Raw genomic sequence first — 21869 nt, forward strand, 5'->3', positions numbered from 1 at the left:
TTCGCCGCAGGCGGAGTCCCGAGCGCAGGAGACGGTCGTTTCTAGACGTTGAACTCGTAGAGTTCGTCGCCGACGTGGTGGACCGACGAGACGACCTTCCCCTCGTCGCCCACCATGTCGTCGCCGGAGGTCTTCGCCCGGCCGACGGCCAGCACCTTGCCGTGGGACTCCTCGGCGATGGCGACGAGGTCGCCCGCCGAGATGTCGTCGTCGGCCTCCACGATGCCGGGACGCATCACGTCCGCGCCGTCGCTGACGAACGAGACCGCGCCCGCGTCCACGGTGACGACGCGGGTCTGGGGCGGGTACTGGTTCGCGCCGCGGACCGTCAGGAACGGTTCGTCCTCGTAGTAGAGGACCGCGGGGTCGCCGTCCACGAGGACGAGGTCGAACTCCGAGTCCTCCAGTTCCACGAGTTCGTACGTGTCGGCGTCCAACTCGACGCCGAGTCGGTCGGCGAGTCGCTGCTCGATGTCGCCCACCTCGTCGCTCCGGAGGTGGTGGCGAGACTTGACTTCCATACCCACACGTGTGTCGTTTCGGGGCTTAATACTCTCGCCTTTCGCGCGGAGCGCGGTTTCAGATAAAGGTAAAAGCCCACCGGTCATACTCCCACCCATGAAGGCAAAGCGGGAGTACCGCGAGCGCGACGAGGTCGAAGTCGCGGTACTCGACGCTCTCGTCGACCGGAACGAAGAGGGCATGACCGTCTTCGAGATTCGCTCGCACGTCGAAAGCGACATCGACGAACTGGAGACCGCCCTCGCCAACCTCAAGGAAGACGACCTCATCACCGCCGACGAGACCGACCACCGGACGCTCATCAGACCCGACGAACGGGTGATTCCGGACCCCGACGAGGAGGTCGAAGAGCCGTCGTTCGTGGACAGAATCATCGACCGACTGCCGCTCTGAGTCGTCGTTCTCGGCGTCGTTCGCGACTCGAATCCGGAAGGCGAGCGCAGCGAACGTCCCCTCGCTGTTCCGAATTCCGACCCTTTAATCCCGTCCCGTCCCGAGTTCGACGTAGAAATGACTGTCATCGAGGGCCAACAGACCGACCTCGGGGCCGAGTGGACCGAGGTAGGCGACCGGCGAATCCCCGCCGACTACGGCCGACCCGCCCGCGCCCACGGCGCGGTCCGGCGGGTCGTCGGCGTCACTGAAATGCCGTACGGCGTGGTCGTCGTCCGGGGCGACGACCGGGTCGAGTACGTGGACAACGTGGTGTCGAACGACGTGCCGACCGAGGACGGCGACGGCGCGTACGCGCTGCTGCTCGACCCGCAGGGCGGCGTGGAGTTGGACATGTACGTCTACAACGCCGGGGAGCAACTCCTGCTGTTCGTCCCGCCGGGCGAGGCCGAGTCGCTGGCCGACGAGTGGCGCGAGAAGGTGTTCATTCAGGACGTGGAGATAGAGACCGCGACCGACGAGTTCGCCGTCTTCGGCGTCCACGGCCCGAAAGCGACAGAGAAGATAGCGAGCGTCCTCAACGGCGGGGGAACCCCCGAGGAACACCTCTCGTTCGTCCGCGGACGGATGGCCGAGGTCGGCGTCACGGTGATTCGCACCGACGCGCCGACCGGCGAGGAGGGGTTCGAGGTGGTCTGTACCACCGGGACGACCGTCAACGAGACCGGCGACGAGCGCGAGAACGCCGAACTCGTCTTCGACACGCTCCTGACGCAGGGGTTGAACGCCGCGCCGTTCGGCAGGCGGACGTGGGAGTCGCTGACGCTCGAAGCCGGGACCCCGCTGTTCGAGACCGAGTTACGCGGCCGGATTCCCAACGTCGTCGGTCTCCGGAACGCGGTCGATTTCGAGAAGGGGTGTTTCGTCGGTCAGGAGGTCGTCTCCCGGGTCGAGAACCGCGGCCAACCGAGCCAGCGACTCGTGGGACTGCGCCCCGAGGCGGTGCCCGAGCGGGGTGCCGCGGTGTTCCGCGGCGACGAGGCGGTCGGCGAAGTCACGCGCGCGGTCGAGAGTCCCACCGAGGAGTCGCCCGTCGCGTTCGGCGTCGTGGACTACGGCGTCGGAGCGGACTCGGACGCCGACCTCTCGGTCCGCGTCGGCGGCGAGGAGGTGCCCGCCGACCTCGCGGCGCTCCCGTTCGTGGAGGGGAGCGACCGCTCGGCCCGCCTTCCGGAGTACTAGGTTCGCACGCCGCGGTTTCTCGCAGTTCTCGTCCGACCGGCGGTTCGACTCTCCGGTGAGCGTTCACCCGACCGCCACACGAACGCTCCGTCTGGCGCTATCTCGTTATCGTCCGTAAGTGCCATCGTCGATGATTCGCTCGGTATCGACCGAGCGGAGCGTCCTTCGACACTCGCTAGACCTGGAGTAGCCCGCAGAGTTAGAGCGTCGTCATTTTCTACGCGGGACCGAAGAGTACTTAAAATGTGGTTGGGACATTGAATCCATATGGCACGCGATACCCAGGCAGGCGAGCACGAGGAAGACAGTTCGGTCCTCGACCGACGCAGTTACCTCAAAGCGACCGGGACGGCCCTCGTCGGAGCGGTCGCGGGAGCTGGCATCACCGCTTCGACCGCACGGGCCACCCCCGTGAGCGGGAACTGGGAGATACGGAACCGATACATCGAGACCGGCAGTAACGAACTCGGCATCGGGTGCGCCGTCACCGACCCGAACGGCGAGGGCGTCATCGAACACGTCTACATCCGGTCCACCGCGAGCAGCGACAAGCCCGCCATCTGGGTGGACCCGAAACAGCACGTCGGACACCTGACCATCAAGAACGTCCACATCGAAGGCCACGCCGACAACGCGATTTACGCGGAACTGCACGAACCGTGGGGAGAGGGCGGGACGCTCACCATCGAGGACTGCTACCTCCACGACAACACGCGAGGGAACCTGCGCGTCAACGGCGGAACGGAGGTCCGTAACACGCACATCCACAACACGGGCGAGAACTTCCCGACCCGCGGATACCTCTGTGCGGGCCACTTCTCGTACTACGAGGGCGGCGGCGAAATCAACATGCGCCACTGCCAGATAGATATCAACGGGTCGAACGTCAAGAACGGGAGCAACCACCTCGCGCTCATGACGCGGGGTTCGACGAGCGCCTACGGCGACTACGGGTCCAACATCCCGACGGTCACCGTCTCGAACTCGCAGGTAGCGGGCGAAATCGACGCCCACGAGGGGAACATCACGCTCCAGAACTCGGGGCGCAACCCGACCATCGACCCGCCGAAGGGCGTCCCGATGACTCCCGAGGAAGCGGAGAACGGCACGACCAGCGCCACGGGTCCGACGTGGAGCGAGGTCAGCGGCGGAAGCGGCGGTTCCACGACGGAGACGTCCGAGAGCGACCAGCAGGGGACCGTCCTCGAACTCGTCGCGAGCGCGGACGCCCAGAGCGCCGCGTACGAGTTCACGGTCGAGGGCGGCGTCACGAAGCACACGGTGGACGACCAAATCGGGGCCGAGGGCAACGACAGCATCACCGACAACGGCGACGGCACCGTGACGGTGACGGGCGCGTCCGGGAACGGGTACGGCGACGCCTACGTGGTCGAGGGGACGGTCACGGCGATGCAACTCGACGCGGCCAAGTGGACGCTCCGGTACGGCGGCGAGCAGACGAGCGTCGGCGACCTGACCGACTCCGGGTCGGGTCCGAGCGACCTGCCGAACACGCTAGTCATCGACGGGACGGACAAGCCGAACACGGCCTCCACGTACCAGTTCGCGGTGAGCGGGAACGCGGCGAAGAGCGATTCACTCGGGTCGATAAACCCCGCCGACGAGGTCGGCGATGGCACGATAACGGGTCGGGTCATCGGCGGGAAGGACGCCTACCGGTTCAGCGGCGAGATTACCGACTTCACGGTCGACGGGCCGGTCGGCGTCGAACTCGACAGCCAGTCCTAATCTGATTTCGTTCCGAAAGACGCGGCTCGTTTTTCGACCCTCGCCTCGTTTCACTCGGCTCAGTTCCGAGAACCGGACCGCCTTTTCGGCCTTCGTCTCCCTTCGCTCGACTCAGTTCCCCTCGATGGCGTCCACGACCATCGCGGCCGCGACGACGGTCTCCTTCGGAATCCCCGCCGAGTCGTCGATAGTCACCTCGTACTTGTCCTTGAGCGAGAACTGGCCGTCGATGGTGCCGACGTGACGGCCGTCGCGTCCGTAATCTCGTACTCGTGGGGTATCAGACTGAACACCGCGTGGAGGTGACGCAGGACCGAGACCACCTTGCTCTTGGAGGTGATTTCCGCGATAACGTCGCCAGTGTCGGGGTCGCGGACCGACCACTTGTCCGCGAACAGGGTGAAGTTCCGGTCGAGGACCGCGACCGACTCGCCGGTCGCGTCGTCCACGAGCGCGTAGTCGCCCGCGAAGTCGAAGACGCCGCTGGCCTTCACGGTGAACGCCGGGTTCCCGTCGGCGTCCACGAACGGGAACTCCTCCTTGAGTTTGAACATCTTCTGCTTGCCCCTGAGCACGACCTCCCCGTCGGCGTCGTAGGCCTCGTACTTGTTGCGAATCAGCGACTGGACGACCGTGTACTCGTCGTCGGTCAGGTCGATGGCGGCGATATCGGGGACCATGCCTCGGCGTTGTCGGTTCTAATTTAAATAATTTGGTAGGCGGGGTGAAGTACGGCGGTGGTCGGCGACTGCAACCTCGGACGTTTCGACTGAACGATAGAGGCGCTGTGTCCGTGTGTCGCGGTGCTGTACCTTTGTGGTCACGGTGCGTCGCTGTGCGGTAATGCCTCGACTCATGCGATAACCCGCTGTACGATTACAGTGCAGTTTCAATCGCGGTGCGGGTACGGGTCGGCGCAGTCAGAGTCACAGGACGGAGACGGACACAGAGCAGGACGGCCCGGAGACCCAGTACCCGGAATGCCAATTTAGCAGTGCGTCAACCACCCTCGACCTCAAGCGTACTCCCGCGCGGCGACAACGACGATTGCCCGCGTGAACCCGAGCACGATGGGGCCGACGAAGATACCCATGACACCGAACACCGCGAGTCCGCCGAAGATGCCGAGGACGAGAATCGCGGGGTTCAGGTTCGCGCTCCGGCCGCCGATGACCGGCCGGAGGTAGTTGTCCGTGAGGTTGACCAACCCGAACCCGTAGACGAGCAGGGCCGCCCCGCCGACGAACCGGCCGACGGCAATCAGGTACAGCGCGGCGGGAACCCAGATGAACATCGACCCCACCAGCGGGAGGATACCCAGCACGACCGCGAGGACCGTCCAGAACAGCACGTTCGAGAAGCCCAAAACCAACAGCGCGACGCCGGTGAGTATCGCCTGCACGACCGCGATGACCAGCGTCGTTATCAGCACCGCGTAGGTGAGGCGGTCGAGTTCGGCGAGGAGTTCGTCCTGCACGTCGGCCGGGAGCGGAGTCACCTCGCGGAACCACGCCACGGTCCCCTCGCCGCCGACGAGCAGGTAGTACAGCACGAACCCGAATATCGTGAGACCGAGCATCACCTTCGACACGCCGCCGAGGAATCCGGTCGCCTCCTGAAGCACTCGTCCCGCGCCCGACTGCACGACCCCGGCGACCTCCTGTAGCGTCTGGTCCACGTAGTCGAACGGGTCGATGCCGACCGAGTCGATGAGCAACTGCCGCACCAGCGCTATCTCCCCCTGAACGTCCGCGGACTGGAAGGTCTCGATGGCGGCCAGCGCCTGCCGGACGACCACTTGGAGCAGGAGAACCAGCGGGAGGACGAACAGGAACGTGGAGGCGACCATCAGGACGACCGCCGACTTCCGCGGCCCGATTCGGGGAGCGAGTCGGCGCTGGAGGGGAAACAGCGTGTAAGCCAGCAGCACAGCGAGCGCGACGTAGGTGAAGAACGGCCGCACCACGAGGGTCGAGACGTAGAGTGCGACCGCGAGAAGGACGGCGAAGAATCCGCGCTCGGTGTCCATGAACCGTGGGTCGTGACGGGGTGAGAAAAGTTTCTCGGTGGTCGAGAACCGCAAAGACGGCTTAATCGGGTCGGTCGTCCGAACTCGCCGCCGGGCCGACGGTCAGGTGGACCGCGTCACTCGGGCACTCACCGCATTACAGTCCCGTTAAGTGCCCTGAATCCCTGTATCCTTTTGATGAACGAGACGGCACAGCGAACCAAGTGGGACTCTCTTTCGACACGAAAACGATGAGTAAGGATTATATCGACGTGAAGGGCGCGGAGGAACACAACCTCAAGGACCTCGACGTCTCCATCCCGCGCGAGTCGTTCAACGTGGTGACGGGGCTGTCGGGGTCGGGGAAGTCCTCGCTCGCGTTCGAGACCGTCTACGCCGAGGGCCAGCGACGGTACATCGAGAGCCTGTCGGCGTACGCCCGCAACTTCCTCGGGCAGATGGACAAGCCGCAGGTCGAGAACGTCGAGGGTCTCTCGCCCGCTATCTCCATCGACCAGAAGAACGCCGCCAACAACCCCCGTTCGACGGTCGGGACCGTCACGGAACTCCACGACTACTTCCGCCTGCTGTACGCCCGCATCGGGACTCCCCACTGTCCCGAGTGCGGCCGCGAAGTCGGCGAGCAGAGCGCCCAGAACATGGTCCGGCGCGTCCTCGAACTCCCCGAGGGCACTAAGGCGAAGATAGCCGCGCCCGTGGTCCGCGACCAGAAGGGCGCGTTCGAGGACCTCTTCGACGACCTCGTGAGCGAGGGGTACTCCCGCGTCGAGGTGGACGGCGAGGAGTTCGACCTGACGATGGACAGGCCCGACCTCGACAAGAACTACGACCACGACGTGGACGTAATCGTGGACCGGGTGAAGGTCTCCCCGGAGGCCCGGAGCCGAATCACCGACAGCGTCGAGACGGCGCTGGAGGAGGCCGACGGCGCGCTGAAGGTCGTCCTGCCGGACCCGCCCGAGGAGGCCGGGGACGACATCGGCGGCGCGACGGCGCGGTCCACGGGCGACCTCGCGGGCGACGAGGACGACCGACTCGTCGTGGAGTTCTCCGAGGACCTCGCCTGCACCCACTGCGGCATCGACTTCCGCGAAATCGAGACCCGGAGCTTCTCGTTCAACAGCCCCCACGGCGCGTGTCCGGAGTGTGAGGGCATCGGCGAGACCAAGGAAGTGGACGAGGACCTCGTGGTTCAGGACACCTCCAAGCCGCTCAAGAACGTCTTCGAGCCGTGGAGCTACAACCGGACGTACTACCGCCGACAACTCGACAACGTGGCAGACCACTTCGGTGTGAGCGTGAACACCCCGTTCGAGGACCTGCCCGAGGACGTGCAGGAGGCGTTCGTCTGGGGGACCGACGAGACGGTCCACTTCGAGTGGACGACCAAGAACGGCACCCGCGAGAAGGACGAGCGCTTCGAGGGCGTCATCCCCAACCTCGAACGGCGCTACGTCGAGACCGACTCGGACAGCACCCGCGACCACATCGAGGAGTACATGGCGGTGACGGAGTGTCCCGAGTGCGAGGGGACGCGTCTCAACGACCAGAGCCGGTCGGTGTACGTGGACGGCACCTCGATTACGGAGGTCAACGAGATGTCCATCGGTGACGCGCTCGACCACTTCGAGGGTCTCGAAGCGAAACTCGACGAGCGCGAGACGAAAATCGCCGAGGAGATTCTGAAGGAGATTCGCGCCCGCCTCGGCTTCATGGAGGAGGTCGGACTGGAATACCTGACGCTGGACCGCGAGGCATCGACGCTCTCGGGCGGGGAGAGCCAGCGCATCCGACTCGCCACCCAGATAGGGTCGGGGCTGGTCGGCGTCCTCTACGTGCTGGACGAACCGTCTATCGGCCTCCACCAGCGCGACAACGACCGCCTGCTCAACACGCTGAAGGAACTCCGGGACCTCGGCAACACTCTGCTCGTCGTCGAACACGACGAGGAGACGATGCGGCAGGCCGACAACGTCATCGACATGGGTCCCGGGCCGGGCAAGCGGGGCGGCGAAGTCGTCGCGCAGGGGACCACCGAGGAGATAGAGGCGTGCGAGGAGTCCATCACCGGCGACTACCTCGCCGGGCGCGAGGAGATACCGGTACCCGACGAGCGCCGCGACAGCGACGCGTCGCTGACGGTCGTGGGCGCGCGCCAGCACAACCTCAAGGACCTCGACGTGGACATCCCGGTCGGCCAGTTCACCGCGATTACCGGGGTCTCCGGTTCCGGCAAGTCCACCCTGATGCACGACATCCTCTACAAGGGACTGGCCCGCGAGATGAACGATAACACGAGCGTGGACCCCGGCGACCACGACGCCATCGAAGGCATCGACAACGTCGAGAAGGTGCGACTCATCGACCAGTCGCCCATCGGTCGGACCCCGCGCTCGAACCCCGCGACGTACACCGGCGTCTTCGACTACATCCGCGAACTGTTCGCCGAGACGAAACTCGCCAAGCAGCGCGGCTACGAGAAGGGCCGATTCTCCTTCAACGTGAAGGGCGGCCGGTGCGAGGAGTGCGGCGGACAGGGCACCGTCAAAATCGAGATGAACTTCCTCTCGGACGTCTACGTCCCCTGCGAGGAGTGCGACGGCGCGCGGTACAACGACGAGACGCTCGACGTGACCTACAAGGGCGCGACCATCGCGGACGTGCTGGAGATGTCGGTCGAGGAGGCCTACGAGTTCTTCGAACACGACCAGCGCATCGCTCGAAGGCTCGGCCTGCTGCGGGACGTAGGTCTGGACTATATGAACCTCGGCCAGCCCTCGACCACCCTGTCGGGCGGCGAGGCTCAGCGCGTCAAACTCGCCGAGGAACTGGGGAAGAAGGACACCGGCGACACACTCTACCTGCTGGACGAACCCACCACGGGTCTCCACAAGGCCGACGAGCGGAAACTCATCGAGGTCCTCCAGCGACTCACCGACAAGGGCAACACCGTGGCCGTCATCGAACACGAACTCGACCTCGTGAAGAACGCCGACCACGTCGTGGACCTCGGACCCGAAGGCGGCGAAAACGGCGGCGAAATCGTCGCCTCGGGGACGCCCGAGGAGGTCGCGCGCAGCGAGGACTCCCACACCGGCCGATACCTGCGGGACATGCTCCCCGACGTTGACCTCGACGGTCCGCGGACCGACCGCCGGGCCGCGCCCGCGACCGACGACTGAGGATTCGTTCTCGTTTTCGGCCTAGAACCCGAATATCGTCACGTTAACTCCGGGAATCGCGCTATTACTGCCAAAATATGTGTGTGGACCTACATTTCTGTAGCGCTAAGTACTGGATAACAAAGTGTGGTCCGGGCGAAACTGGCGTACCGTGACGGGATGGGTGGCGGTGGCACCGGCGCAACAAGGGATTGAGCGACTTCGGTAGTATGAGTTCGGCTGATAATACACCGGGACAAGAAACACTGTCCGAGGATTTAATCTTCGACGTGTTGAAGAACCGGCGACGGCGGTACACGCTACATTACCTCAAGCAGGAGGAGCGGCCGGTCGAGCTGAGCGAACTCGCGGAGCAGGTCGCGGCGTGGGAGAACGACACGACCATCGAGGGGCTGTCGGCCAACGAGCGCAAATCGGTCTACACCTCCCTGTATCAGACGCATCTCCCGAAACTGGCGGACGCAGGTATCGTGGACTACAACCAGAACCGCGGGGTCGTAGAGCTATCGGAGAACGCGGCCCAACTGGAGGGGTATCTCCGACCGCAGGACGAGTTTCCGTGGATTCGGTACTACCTCGCCCTCTCGGTCGTGAGCGCGATTCTGGTCGTGGGAGACCTGCTCGGGGTCCCGCCGTTCGACGCGATTCCCGACGAAATCTGGGGGATTCTCATCGTCGCGGCGTTCGCGCTCTCGGCGGCGACCCACTACCTGCGGCGGCGACAGTTGGCTCAGCAGGAGACTCCACCGAACGTGGAGCGGTAGGCCGACGGCGTGTCGAGGGCACAGAGCGGTGATTACTTGAGCGAACGAGTCGTACGCCCCACCGATGTACGACTTCGCAGTCGTCGGGGCTGGCCCGGCCGGGTCGCGGTTCTCCCGACGGGCGGCCGAACGGGGGTACGACGTATTGACCGTCGAACGCGGAGAGGTCGGCAAGCCGCTGGCGTGTTCCGGCCACGTCAGTACCGACGTCTGGGAGTTCACGCCCGACGGTGCGCGCGAGGACCTCCTCCAGAACGAGGTGTACGGCGCGCGCTTCCACGTCGGCGGGCCGGGGAGCGACGACTACCCCTTCTACAAGCGCGAGGTCGTCTCGAACGTCATCGACCGCGTGGGTCTCGACCGGACGCTCGCCGAGGCCGCCCGCGACGCGGGCGCGGACCTCCGGGAGAACCACAGCGTCTCGTCGGTCGAGGAGAAGCGCGACCGCGTGGAACTGACCGCCAGCACGCCCGACGGTACCGAGACGTTCGAGGCGAGGATGGTCGCCGGGTGCGACGGCCCGGTCTCGCGCGTGCGGAGCGAACTCGGCCTGCCCGAACCCGGCGAGAAGCTACAGGGCGTCCTCGCGTTCTCGGAGGAGGACGACCCCGGCGACTACGTGGACGTCCACCTCACCGCCCCGCGGTTCTTCGCGTGGCGAATCCCGCGGGGCGACGCGGGCGTCGAGTACGGACTGGCGGCCCCGCCGGGGTCCGACCCCTCGGCCAACGACCTGTTCTCGGCGTTCACCGCGGAGTACGACGCGGAGACGAGTCACTTCTGCGCCGGGATGATTCCGGTCGGCCCGGCCGAGACGGTGACGAGTCAGCGGGGCTTTCTCGTCGGCGACGCGGCCGCCCAGACCAAGCCGTTCACCGGTGGTGGGATTCTCTACGGGATGACCGCCGCCGACCACGCCGCGAAGGTCATCGACCCCGAGCGCCCGGAGACGCTGGCCGACTACGAGGAGGCGTGGCGCGAGGAGTTGAGCACGGAGATACAACTGGGACACTACATCCGGAAGTGCTACTCGCTCCCCGAGAGCGTCCAGAAGGCCGGACTGTCGGCGTTCTCGGGCGAAATCGGCGTCCACATGGACAAGCCGAGTTCCTTCTTCTCGAAGGAGCACCTCCGGAAGTTGCTGTCGGGGTCCTGAGCGCGTCACACCTGCGACGCGACGGCGTCGCGGACGTCCCGCCACACCTCGTCCGGCGACTGCTCGGCGTCCACCTCGGTCAGCAGTCCCCGCTGGCGGTAGAACTCCACCACCTCCGCGGTCTCCGCCCGGTACTCGGCGAGGAGGTCCTCGACGAACGCCGGAGTCGCGTCGTCGGGGCGCACCAGCGTCGCACCGCACTCGTCGCACTCGCCCTCCGCTTCCGGCGTGTCCGAGGGGACGAGGCCCGCTACCGACGCGTCCGGCGGAACGCGGTACTCCTCGCCGCACTCCTCGCAGACTCGCCGGGAGGTGGCGCGAGCGAGGACCGTCTCCTCGGACGCGTCGAGGAACACCGCGACGTCGAGTTCCGCGATGCCGTCGAGGAACGCCGCCTGTCCGAGGGTCCGCGGGTAGCCGTCGAGGACGGCCCCCTCGGTACCCGTCAGGACTTCGCCGACTACCTCGTTGGTCACCGGGTCCGGGACCAGTTCGCCGCGTTCGATGTACTCTGCCGGCGTCCCGAACTCGGTCTCCATCGCTTCGTTCGCCCGCAGCACTTCGCCGACGTCCACGAGTTCGACGTCGAACTCGTCGGCCAGCCTGCGGGCCTGCGTGCTCTTCCCCGCGGCCGGTGGACCGAGGACCACGGCGTACGGTTGGCTCACACGGTGACCACGTCACGCGTTCCCTTGTGGGTTTTCGCCGTCGGCCGCCCGACGGCCACCGAAACCGACCGACTCCGACACAAAGCACTTACTCGCCGGTCGGGAAGCCGACCGGTATGGACGCCCGACTCGGTCCCCTCGCGCTCGCGGTCCTCCTCGTCCTCGCCGGTTGCGTCGGCGGGGCACCCGGCGGAGACGAGACGCGGACGACCCCGACTACCGACGCTGCCGACGGAACCGCCACGACTACGAGTACCGCGACGACCACCGACGACCCGACGACCAGTCCTGACCCGCCCTCGACGCGGACCGACGACGCGCCGCCGAAGGGGAGTCAGTTCGTCTCGGTCGTGGCGTTCGAGAACCAGAGCCGACACGCGCAATGGCCGGACAATCAGACCGTCGCCTTCGAGGACCTCCCGGCGGACAGACAGCGCGTCTTCGAGGAGGCCCTCTCGGGCGGGTCGGTGGAGTTCGGTCCAGACGAGACGGCCCCGTTCTCGTTCTACGACGAGTCGCGGCCGCGGGCGGTCAGGTACGACGGGACGTGGTACTACGTCCGCGTGGCCATCGTCTGAACCGCTCGACTCCGCCCGGCCTCTTAGTTAGCGCCTCCGTCCGGCGTCCGGTTCACACGCTCTCGGGCAACCACCCGCCGTCCACCTCGACGTTCTCACCACTGATGTAGTCGCTCCCCTCCTCCAAGAAGAACAGCACCGCTTGGGTCACGTCCTCGAAGTCAGCCGGACGCCGCGCGGGAGGTCCTCCGGGAACTCGTCGGAGTTCTCGACCACGTAGGGCGAGACGGCGTTGGCCGTGATGCCGTCGTGCTGGGTGTCGTTGGCGAGCATCCGGGTGAACATCAGCACGCCCTGCTTGGCGATGAAGTACGGCGCGTTCTTCGGGTCCACGAGTCCCTTCTCGGAACTGGCGTAGCCGATGTTCACGATGCGACCCCACGACTGGTCGCGCATCCCCGGCAGTGCGCGCTTACAGCAGAGGTAGGTGCCGTTGACGTTGGCCTGAAGGACGGTGTTCCACTCCTCGAAGGAGATGTCCTCCCAGTGGTCAGGTGCGAACGGACCGACGTTGTTCACCAGCACGTCCACCGCGCCGAGTTCGGTCTCGACCGCGGCGAACATCGCCTCCACGTCGTCGGGGTCGGCCACGTCGCCCTGCACGGTCGTCGTCGCGGGCGCGCCGCGTTCGCGGGCGGCGTCCGCGACCGCTCGGGCGGCGTCGGCGCTGGAGCGGTAGTGGACCGCCACCGACGCGCCGCAGTCGGCCAGCGCGAGCAGGAGTTCCCGGCCGACGCCCTTCGAACTCCCCGTCACGAGCGCGGTTCGGTCGCTCAGGTCGGGTCGAATCACGCCCGGAGGTTCGTGGTCGGCGTATTTCTACGTTGAGGCTTCGAGTCGGGACCGCGAAAATCGTCACGGTCACGTACCCTTTAATATCGAGACGGTAAAAGAATCGGTATGGCACTAGAAACCATACTGCTCGCGGTCGGACCGGGCGACGCCGAACGAACCGAGGAGTTGGCCCAGACGGTCATCGACGTCGCGGGACCGGCGGGGTCGAACGTCGTCCTCGCGCACGTCTTCACCGACGAGGAGTTCGACGGCGTGGTGAGCCAACTCGACTACGACCCGATGGGCGACATCGACCCCGACGAGGTGGCCTCGCGCCACGCCACGGTCAGGCAACTCACCGACGAGTTCGACGACGCGAACGTCAGTTACAACGTGCGCGGACGGGTCGGCGAACACGGCGAGACCATCGTCGAGTTGGCGAACGAAGTCGGCGCGGACCTCGTCGTCGTCGGCGGACGCAAGCGCTCGCCCACGGGCAAGGCCGTCTTCGGCAGTACGGCCCAAGAGGTGATGCTCAACGCGCCCTGTCCCGTCACGTTCGTTCGGGGCGACTGAGTTCCGTTCGCAGTCACTCCCGGGACCGGCCCTTCCACTCGCGCTCCTGACGGCGCTCGGCGACGTGGCGGCGACCGTCCGCGACCGACTCGCGGGCGTCGGTGCCGAATCGCTGGGCCTCGGCCAGCGGCCCGTCCTGAAACGCCTCCAGCACACCGTAGGACCACGTGTCGCCGACCACGCCGCGGGGGAGCAGGTCGTCGCGCAGCGAGTCGGCGAGTCGGTCGTACCCGGCCTCGCGGAGGCGGTCCTCCGCCTCTGCGAGGTGGTCCATCGCGTGACCCGTCGCGTGATGGAACTGGACGAGTTGGCCGTGGGCGCGGTGAAGCCACTCGACCCCGAGTTCGACTTCGTGGAGCGCCTCGACTTCCGCGTCCGAGAGGTCGGAATCAGTGTTGTCAGAACCCATGTTTCACGTTACCATCTGGCGAGAGATAACGCTATCGCGGCCGATTTTGGACCGCACTTCGCGACTCAGTAGCATACTCGACCCCGAGTAAATGCTTGTAGTTAAGTGCGGTCGGGCCGTCCTACCGGGGTGAATGGCGTACTACGCGGGCGTTGACCTCGGCGCGACGAACGTCAGGGCGGCAGTCGCCGACGACGAGGGGGACGTGGTAAGCGTCCACCGCGCGAACACGCCCAACGGTCCGACCGGCATCGCAGTCACGGAGGCCGTGTTAGAGTGTCTCCGCGAGGCGAGCGCCGACGCCGACATCGACCCGACCCGGATACGCGCGGCGGGCATCGGCTCTATCGGACCGCTGGACCTCGCGGAGGGCGTGGTCGAGAACCCGGCGAACCTCCCGGACACCATCGACCGCATCCCGCTGACGGGACCGGTCGGGCAACTCATCGACAGCGACAGGGTGTACCTCCACAACGACACCATCGCGGGCGTCATCGGCGAGCGATACTACAGCGACCGCAACCCCGACGACATGGTGTACCTGACCATCTCGTCGGCATCGGTGCCGGCGTCTGCGTGGACGGGGAGGTCCTCTCGGGGTGGGACGGTAACGCGGGCGAGGTCGGACACATGGTCGTTGACCCGCGGGGCCGCCGCACCTGCGGTTGCGGCCGGGAGGGCCACTGGGAGGCGTACTGCTCGGGCGAGAACATCCCCGAGTACGCCGGGTTGCTCGCCGAGGACGCCGGGAACCTCGACACGGAACTCCCCCTCGACGACCCCGACTTCTCCGCGGCGGACGTGTTCGAGGCGGCGGGCGACGACGAGTTCGCCGACCACGTCGTGGAGCAACTCGCCCACTGGAACGCGCTGGGCATCACGAACGTCGCACAGGCGTACGCGCCGCTGGTCGTCTACGTCGGCGGTGCGGTGGCACTGAAGAACGAGGAACTCGTGGTGGACCCGATACGGGAGCGCCTCGACGACCTCGTGTTCAACAACGTTCCCGACGTGCAGTTGACCAACCTCGGCGACGACGTGGTGCTGAAGGGGGCCATCGCCAGCGCCCTGACCGGCGGCACGGGCGACCGAACCAGTTCGGCGGTCTGAGTCGCCGCTCGCGGACCTTTTATCCGCCTCCGCCCCGTGAATACAGCCATGCATCGCCGCGAGTTTCTGCGGGGAGTGTCGGGGGCAGTCGCGCTGGCCTCGGCGGGGGTCGCGTCGGCGGCCGAGACGACGACGGCGCATCCCGGACCGTACCGGCCGCTCGGGAGCGTTTCGATAACCAACGCGAAGGAGGCCGTCCCCGACCCGAGCGGGAAGTTCGCCTACGTCGCCACGACCGGCGGGTTCGCCACGGTGGACGTACAGATTCCGAGCGAACCGCAGGTCGTCTTCGAGAAGCGAGAGTTGCTGGCGGACCGCGAGACAGGACCGCTCCGGATGATTCAGGACGTGAAGGTCGACGGCGACCGACTGGTGGCCGCCGGACCGGCTAATCCCATACAGGGCGACGTGCTACAGGGATTCCTCCTCTACGACGTGAGCGACCCCGCCGACCCGCAGCAGGTCGCGTTCTACGAGACCGAGTTCCCGATTCACAACTGTTTCGTCCGCGACGGTATCGTCTATCTCACCGGCAACGGCAGCGAGACCAACGCGCTCGTCATGGTGGACGTGAGCGACGGGACGCCCGAGGAGGTCGGTCGCTGGTCGCCCGCGGACCGCGACCAGACGTGGACCGAGGTCCCCTCGGGTCTCTGGACGCTCCACGACGTGTGGGTGCAGGACGGTCGGGCGTACCTCCCCCACTGGGACGCCGGAACGTACGTGGTGGACGTGAGCGACCCCGCGAACCCGCAGTTCCTGACCCGAATCGGGGGCCGACCTCTCGAAGAACTCCGGGGCGTTCCGGCCGAGCAGGCGCGCGCGCAGGTCATCAGACTCCCCGGTAACGCCCACTACGCGATGGCGAACGACGACGGAACGCTGCTGGGAATCAACAAGGAGGCGTGGGAAGCGGACGGACAGGGCGGTCCGGGGTCGGTCCAACTGTGGGACGTCTCGAACGTGGACGACCCGAGGCGACTCTCGACCATCGACGCACCGCCCTCGCCCGACCCCACCGTCGGCGGCACGTGGACCACCTCACACAACTTCGACATCGTGGGCGACCGACTGTTCACCTCGTGGTATCAGGGCGGCGTCAAGATTCACGACATCTCGGACCCCGCGAACCCCGAGCGGTTGGCGTGGTGGCGCGAACCCGAGCAGACCTCCTTCTGGACCGCCAAGCGGACGACGCCGCAGTTCTTCGTCGCCAGTAGCATGGGCCGCCGGTCGAACGGGAAAGGCGGTCTCTACACATTCCCGATAGAGGACGCCACGAACAGCCCACAGAAGGACCCACCGTCGCTAACGCCGACCGCCGAGGAATCGACGACTCGGACGGCAACGCCGACCGAGACGACGACCGAACAGGCCGCCTTCTCCGGCGAAACCACCACGAACGAGTCCCACTCGGATTCGAGCGCGGGGGGGCGTCCCCGGATTCGGGGTTCCCGCCGCACTCGCCGCGCTCCTCGGGGCGGGCGCGTGGCGCGAGACCCGGAACTGAACCCAAAGTCCTACCACCCCGTCGCCCCTACTCCATCACAATGACCGACGACGACTCTCTGAAGGCGCGCGTCGAGCGGTGGCTCACCGGCCAGATGCCCATCATCAGCATGCACGGCGGCGAGAGCGCCGTCCAGAAGGCCGACCCCGACAGCGGCGAAATCGTCGTCGAACTCGGCGGTGCCTGCTCGGGATGCGCCATCAGTCCGCGGACCGCCCAGAACATCAAGATAGACCTCGCGAAGGACTTCGAGGAGATAGAAGACGTGACCGTCCGGGTCGCCGACGACGGCACCGGCAACTGGGACATCGACCAACCCGAGAGCGTCATGGGCATCGACCGCAACGAGGGCGGCCGGGGCGGCCGCGGCGAGGGGTCGCCCAACAGCGACCACTTCTGAGGCGTCGCCGCTCGCTTCTGCGTCACGGGCGTCGCTAGAGGTCGTCCACGGTCAGCGACATCCCCTTCGAGTCGGGAGCCACGTCCTCGAATCCGAATCGCTCGTAGAACCCGTCCACGTCGGCGACGAGGCTGACGTAGGCCGACTCGGGCGCGTTCTCGCGGAGGTGGTCGAGCAGGGCCGTCACGACCCGAGTCCCGAGACCCCGGCCCTGATGGTCCGGGGCGACCGCGATATCGACCAGTTGGTAGAAACAGCCGTCGTCGCCCACGAGTCTACCCATGGCGACGAGTTCGCCGGTCGCCGCTTCGCGGACCGTGACGGCGTGGACGCCGTTCCCCAGACCGCGCTCGGCGGCCGTCTCGGTTCGTCGCCCCATGCCCGCCTCCTCGCGGAGCGCGACGTACTCGTCGGGCGACGGGACCGCCTCGCTGAGTCGATAGGTCATCGAGAGACCGATAGCGGCCGCTCGAAAGTAACGCTATCGAAGAGAAGAGAGAGGTACGACCGGAGTTCCGGGATTACGAGACGCCGTCAGGGGTCTCGGCGTCGTCCTCGACCTGTCGCTTCATGGACTCGCGGCGGGCCTTGGCGTCCCGGCCGGTGGCTTCGAGCAGGAAACTGTTCTTCTTGTCCACGGCGTCGGCCGCCGCGTCGGCGTTCCCCTCGGCGATGACCTCCTCGGCGTCGCGCTCCTCGAAGTGGACCGCGAGTTTGTCCTTCTTGCCGCTGTACTCGGCGGCACCGGCCAGAATCTTCTCGAAGACGGGGTTGTCCGGGTCCCCGACCACGTAGAGTTCGTGTCCGTTGTGTTCCTCGGTGCCGGTGATTTCACCGAAGTACTCCTCGATTTTCGCCTCCATGTCCGGGATACGGTCCTCCAGGTGTTCGCCGCGTCGCATCTTGTACTCTTTCATGGTAATCTCCCTTTGGACAGGATGGTGTAAACCCTTTTCGCGTCGTTCTCCTTCTTGAATCCGACGTTTCGTTCGCTTTAATCCGTCTTTCTATTCCTGCGCGAGGTACCCCCGAGCGCACTCGGGACAGATGTCGCCCGCGCGGAGCGACGACCCGGCGACGCTGGCGCGGTAGTCGCACTCGGGGCAGACGAACTCGGCGTCCACGTCGGGACCGTCGGCCGGACCCGAGAGCGAGGGCGCTTCCGCGCCAGCGGAGATGCCCGACGAGAGTTCGGTGGTGCGCTCGGCACCGTCCTGTGCCCGGAGCGTGTCGCCGTCGGCGTTGACGAACTCGACTTCTTCCGTCTCGTCGTCGGCCACGCCCGACGCAGACTCCGGCGTGAGTCCGCCGCCGAACTCCACGTCGGCGTTGGAACCGTCGTCGGGTTCGGCGTCGTATCCCTCGTCCTCTCGGCCGACGGCGGGCCACTCGCCGGACCCGCTCCGTTCGGTCTCCGCCGGGTGGGTGGTTTCGGCGTCGGGCCACTCGCCGGGCGTGCGGTCGCCCTCGGTCGGGTCCTCGTCGTCGTCGTCCAGAATGACGCCGTCGTCGTCCGCCGCGGACTGCGACGAGTCGAAGTCGTCCGCGGTATCAGTGGCGGTGTCCGTAGCGTCGGCGGACGTGGACGCGGAGGATGCGACCGACTCGGACGACTCGTCCGAGTCGGACGACCCCCCGATGATTTCGGCGTCGTCTCCGTCCGCGGGTGCATCGACTCCGACGTCGGGACTGGCACTCGCTTCGGGAGCGACACTCACGTCGGACTCCGCGTTCGTGTCTGCACCCCCACCGGCCCCTGCGCTCGCCCCCGCCGACGACTCCGCGGATTCGAGGTCCGGGGTGGGCGAGTCGAGCGCGGTGACTTCCTTGTTCTCGGTGACGACCTTCCGGTCGCCGCACCGCTCACACTCCTCGAACTCCCGGACAGTGACCACGACTTCGCTGCCCTGCTCCTCGCGTTCCCGTTCGATTTCTGCCTCCCCGTAACTGTGACCGAGGAGCGAACACCTGAGACTCATCGTGCTTTTCCTTACGTTCATGTGTGGTAAAGCCTGTGTTTCGCCGTACGACGCGCGTCTGACGCCCCTCAGCGATGCGCCGGATTCGCGGGCCGGGTCGGGGTCGAGACCGGGCCGGAGCTGAAAGACTGTCCATTTCACTCCTATCAATTATGATTACAAAAATCTTAACTCAAGTGTGAATTATATTAGTTACAGACTCATGTCGAGTGATTCATCCGATACAGAAGTAGAACAGAACGAATCAGAGCGTTCGGCGGACGACGGCGTACCCGCGTCGAAGTCGTCCCGGCGAACGTTCATGAAGGCCACCGGGGCCGCCGCGGGGGGGCGCGGCGGTGGGGACGAGCGCGGAGTGCGTCGCCGCACGAACCGGCGTGAACGTCGAGAAACGCCTCCGCGAACTCACGCTCGAACAGAAGGTCGCCCAGATGACGCAGGTGGCCATCGGTTCGTTCGAACCCGACCCCGACGAGTCGAACGTGCCCGACAACTTCGGAGTGGACACGGTCGGCGAACTCTTCACCGACCTCGGCGTCGGGAGCGTCCTGTCGGGCGGGGCGGAGCCGCCGTCCTTCGACGGCGAGACCGTCGTGAAGGGAATCAACGCGCTACAGGAGTACAATCTGGAGAACGCGCCCCACGACATCCCGTTCCTCTGGGGCGTGGACGCCACGCACGGAAACGGACTGCTCGAAGGCGCGACCGCGCTCCCCCAGCGCATGAACATGGGAGCGGCGCGGGACGCGGACCTCGTCCGAAAGGCCGAGAAACACACCGCCGAGTCCACGGCCGCGATGGGTGCCCACTGGACGTTCGCGCCGACGACGGACCTCCAGCGCGACCCGCGCTGGGGCCGGTTCTTCGAGGGAATCAGCGAGGACCCGACGATAGAGGGCGAGGTCTCCCGGGCGCGCGTCGAGGCGCTGGAGAGCGCCGACCGTCTCACGTCCACGGTCAAGCACTTCGCCGGGTACTCGATTCCCAACAACGGCAACGACCGCGCGCCCGCGGACACCTCGCTGCGCGACCTCCGGACGAACCTCCTCCCGCCCTACCGAGAGGCGCTCGACGCCGAACCCGGGACGGTGATGGTCAACAGCGGCGCTATCAACGGGAAACCGGCTCACGCGTCGAGTTGGCTACTCACCCGAGTGCTGCGAGAGGCGTACGGCTTCGAGGGCGTCATCGTCTCCGACTGGGACGACATCTACCGGATGCTGAGCAACCACGACTACGCGCCCGACTTCCGGCAGGCGACCAAGGAGGCCATCAACGCCGGCATCGACATGTACATGATAGGCGACGGCGGCACGGCCCCGGGTCCGGTCGAGTACATCGACACGGTCGTCAGCCTCGTTCGGGACGGCGAGATAAAGCGCAAGCGCATCGACGACGCCGTCCGGCGGATTCTCGCGCTCAAGGCGGACCTCGGCCTGTTCGACCAGCCGACGGTGGACGAGACCCGGCTATCGGACGCGCTGGGCGGGGCGCAGGAGACCTCCGAGAAACTCGCCAAGGAGTCGCTCGTCCTCCTCACGAACGACGACGCTCTCCCGCTGTCGGGGAGCGAGAACGTCCTCCTCACCGGTCCCGGCGTGGACGAGAACGGCAACAACACTCGCCCGCTGATGCAACACGGCGGGTGGACGCTCGGCTGGCAGGGACCGAGCGAGGGCGGGCCGTTCCCGCGACAGAATCTCGTGACCGACGAACTCCGCGACCGGTTCGCGAACGTCACCCACGTCCCGACCTCGTTCGACAACCAGCGATGGTGGTCCGGCGAGCAGACCGACGCGAACGGCAACTTCGACTTCACCGACGAACAGGAGCGCAAGGTGCGGTCGGCCGCGCCGGACTCGGACGCGGTCGTGGTCGTCCTCGGCGAGGGACCGCACAACGAGGGGTTCGGCGACCGAGACGGCTTGGAACTCGACGAGGCGCAGCGAGAGCTTCTGACGGCCGTGAACGAGGAGACCGGCGACGACACCCCCATCGTCGGCGTCATGCTCGCCGGGAGTCCGCGAGGGTCGCCCGAGACACACGACATGCTCGACGCGCTGCTGTTCGCCGGGCAACCGGGGAGCGACGGCGGCGTCGCCATCGCCGACGCGCTCGTCGGCGAGTACAACCCGTCGGGCAAACTCGCGTTCAGTTGGCCCCGGAACGTCGGCACGGTGCCGGTGCAGTACGACCGCGCGCCGCCGACGACCACGAGCGGGACCGACAACACGGCGCTGTACGAATTCGGTCACGGACTCTCGTACACCGACTTCGAGTACGGAACCGTGTCGGTCTCACCGGGGAGCGTCTCGGACCCGTCGAAGCAGTCGAGCGTGACGGCTCGCGTGGACGTGACCAACACCGGCGACGCGGCCGGTGACCACGTCGTCGAGGTGTACAACACCCAGTCGTACGGGTCGGTCCTCCAGCCCAGACGCCGACTGATGGGCTACGAGCGCGTCTCGCTGGACCCCGGACAGACCGAGCGCGTCGAGGTCGAACTCGACCTCTCTGCGCTCGAAGTCGTGCCCGACGACGTGTTGGCGCTCCGTTCCAAGGTGGTCGAAGCGGGCGACTACGAGTTGACGGTCGGGCAGGACGGCCCGACCGCGACGCTGTCGGTTCAGCGGACCGGGAGCGTCACGGATTCGAGTATCACCCACGGACGGTCGGGCAGGGGCCGCGGTCGCGGGAACGGGAAGAAGGGTCTCGGCGACGTGTTCACGCGCTTCAAAACGGGGTTGGATTCGGAGTGACGCGGTAGGATAGTTCACGGTCGGACGCTTCGGTCGAAGCGGGTCGGCGGTCCGACCGACTCTCACACT

17 protein-coding genes and 4 pseudogenes are annotated in these 21869 nt (G+C 66.5%); 12 read left to right on the top strand and 9 right to left on the bottom strand.

Going from position 1 to position 21869, the window contains the following annotated elements:
- Window positions 1-41: 41 nt before the first annotated feature.
- Window positions 42-521, bottom strand: coding sequence for an RNA-binding protein (locus tag FXF75_RS14540; RefSeq protein WP_163522568.1), 480 nt, complete (start codon window positions 519-521; stop codon window positions 42-44).
- Between the two features lie 97 nt (window positions 522-618).
- Between FXF75_RS14540 and FXF75_RS14545 the strand changes: the two genes are divergently transcribed.
- The 3 genes from FXF75_RS14545 to FXF75_RS14555 all read left to right on the top strand — a co-directional run bounded on the left by FXF75_RS14545 (window position 619) and on the right by FXF75_RS14555 (window position 3906).
- Window positions 619-915, top strand: coding sequence for a DUF6432 family protein (locus FXF75_RS14545; RefSeq protein WP_163522569.1), 297 nt, complete (start codon window positions 619-621; stop codon window positions 913-915).
- A gap of 117 nt (window positions 916-1032) precedes the next feature.
- On the top strand, window positions 1033-2157 hold the full coding sequence (locus FXF75_RS14550) for an aminomethyltransferase family protein (protein ID WP_163522570.1): 1125 nt from the start codon (window positions 1033-1035) through the stop codon (window positions 2155-2157).
- A 267-nt stretch (window positions 2158-2424) separates the two neighbouring features.
- Entirely contained in the window at window positions 2425-3906 is a 1482-nt protein-coding gene (locus FXF75_RS14555; RefSeq protein WP_163522571.1) for a hypothetical protein, read from the top strand.
- A gap of 111 nt (window positions 3907-4017) precedes the next feature.
- Here FXF75_RS14555 and FXF75_RS14560 read toward each other — a convergent pair.
- Window positions 4018-4586, bottom strand: a pseudogene (locus FXF75_RS14560) (LURP-one-related/scramblase family protein).
- A gap of 335 nt (window positions 4587-4921) precedes the next feature.
- Window positions 4922-5935, bottom strand: a complete 1014-nt coding sequence (locus FXF75_RS14565; protein ID WP_163522572.1) for an AI-2E family transporter — start codon at window positions 5933-5935, stop codon at window positions 4922-4924.
- A 230-nt stretch (window positions 5936-6165) separates the two neighbouring features.
- Between FXF75_RS14565 and uvrA the strand changes: the two genes are divergently transcribed.
- From uvrA to FXF75_RS14580, 3 genes are all read left to right on the top strand, one after another.
- Window positions 6166-9117, top strand: coding sequence for an excinuclease ABC subunit UvrA (uvrA, locus tag FXF75_RS14570; RefSeq protein ID WP_163522573.1), 2952 nt, complete (start codon window positions 6166-6168; stop codon window positions 9115-9117).
- Between the two features lie 269 nt (window positions 9118-9386).
- Window positions 9387-9881, top strand: a complete 495-nt coding sequence (locus FXF75_RS14575; RefSeq protein ID WP_309221827.1) for a hypothetical protein — start codon at window positions 9387-9389, stop codon at window positions 9879-9881.
- Between the two features lie 64 nt (window positions 9882-9945).
- A complete protein-coding gene (locus tag FXF75_RS14580; protein ID WP_163522575.1) occupies window positions 9946-11037 on the top strand; it encodes a geranylgeranyl reductase family protein in 1092 nt (363 codons plus the stop codon).
- 5 nt (window positions 11038-11042) lie between these two features.
- Here FXF75_RS14580 and FXF75_RS14585 read toward each other — a convergent pair whose 3' ends face one another.
- The gene (locus FXF75_RS14585) at window positions 11043-11705 is read right to left on the bottom strand and encodes a nucleoside monophosphate kinase (protein ID WP_163522576.1); all 663 of its coding nucleotides are present in this window, start codon (window positions 11703-11705) and stop codon (window positions 11043-11045) included.
- Window positions 11706-11821: 116 nt separating this feature from the next.
- Between FXF75_RS14585 and FXF75_RS14590 the strand changes: the two genes are divergently transcribed.
- A complete protein-coding gene (locus FXF75_RS14590; RefSeq protein ID WP_163522577.1) occupies window positions 11822-12283 on the top strand; it encodes a hypothetical protein in 462 nt (153 codons plus the stop codon).
- 52 nt (window positions 12284-12335) lie between these two features.
- Here FXF75_RS14590 and FXF75_RS14595 read toward each other — a convergent pair.
- A pseudogene (locus FXF75_RS14595) lies at window positions 12336-13075 on the bottom strand (SDR family oxidoreductase).
- Between the two features lie 108 nt (window positions 13076-13183).
- Between FXF75_RS14595 and FXF75_RS14600 the strand changes: the two are divergent.
- Window positions 13184-13633 (top strand): universal stress protein, encoded by a 450-nt coding sequence (locus FXF75_RS14600; RefSeq protein ID WP_163522578.1) that lies wholly within the window; start codon window positions 13184-13186, stop codon window positions 13631-13633.
- A gap of 13 nt (window positions 13634-13646) precedes the next feature.
- On the opposite strand, the gene FXF75_RS14605 is transcribed toward FXF75_RS14600, so the two are convergent.
- Window positions 13647-14042, bottom strand: a complete 396-nt coding sequence (locus FXF75_RS14605; protein WP_163522579.1) for a hypothetical protein — start codon at window positions 14040-14042, stop codon at window positions 13647-13649.
- Window positions 14043-14175: 133 nt separating this feature from the next.
- Between FXF75_RS14605 and FXF75_RS14610 the strand changes: the two are divergent.
- The 3 genes and pseudogenes from FXF75_RS14610 (at window position 14176) to FXF75_RS14620 (ending at window position 17062) form a co-directional block, all read left to right on the top strand.
- A pseudogene (locus tag FXF75_RS14610) lies at window positions 14176-15152 on the top strand (ROK family protein).
- A gap of 48 nt (window positions 15153-15200) precedes the next feature.
- The gene (locus FXF75_RS14615) at window positions 15201-16706 is read left to right on the top strand and encodes an LVIVD repeat-containing protein (protein WP_163522580.1); all 1506 of its coding nucleotides are present in this window, start codon (window positions 15201-15203) and stop codon (window positions 16704-16706) included.
- Window positions 16703-17062 (top strand): NifU family protein, encoded by a 360-nt coding sequence (locus tag FXF75_RS14620; protein WP_163522581.1) that lies wholly within the window; start codon window positions 16703-16705, stop codon window positions 17060-17062. Before FXF75_RS14615 ends, FXF75_RS14620 begins: the two co-directional genes overlap by 4 nt.
- A 34-nt stretch (window positions 17063-17096) precedes the next feature.
- On the opposite strand, the gene FXF75_RS14625 is transcribed toward FXF75_RS14620, so the two are convergent.
- The 3 genes from FXF75_RS14625 to FXF75_RS14635 form a co-directional block, all read right to left on the bottom strand.
- Window positions 17097-17510 carry a GNAT family N-acetyltransferase gene (locus tag FXF75_RS14625; RefSeq protein ID WP_163522582.1) on the bottom strand — a complete coding sequence of 138 codons (414 nt, stop codon included), beginning with the start codon at window positions 17508-17510 and terminating at the stop codon, window positions 17097-17099.
- 73 nt (window positions 17511-17583) lie between these two features.
- Window positions 17584-17979, bottom strand: a complete 396-nt coding sequence (locus FXF75_RS14630) for a DUF5611 family protein (protein ID WP_163522583.1) — start codon at window positions 17977-17979, stop codon at window positions 17584-17586.
- Window positions 17980-18069: 90 nt separating this feature from the next.
- Window positions 18070-19041, bottom strand: coding sequence for an oxidoreductase (locus FXF75_RS14635; RefSeq protein WP_163522584.1), 972 nt, complete (start codon window positions 19039-19041; stop codon window positions 18070-18072).
- 301 nt (window positions 19042-19342) lie between these two features.
- Here FXF75_RS14635 and FXF75_RS14640 point away from each other — a divergent pair.
- Window positions 19343-21800, top strand: a pseudogene (locus tag FXF75_RS14640) (glycoside hydrolase family 3 N-terminal domain-containing protein).
- Window positions 21801-21869: the final 69 nt, after the last annotated feature.

Source organism: Halorussus sp. MSC15.2, assembly GCF_010747475.1.
Lineage (GTDB): Archaea > Halobacteriota > Halobacteria > Halobacteriales > Haladaptataceae > Halorussus.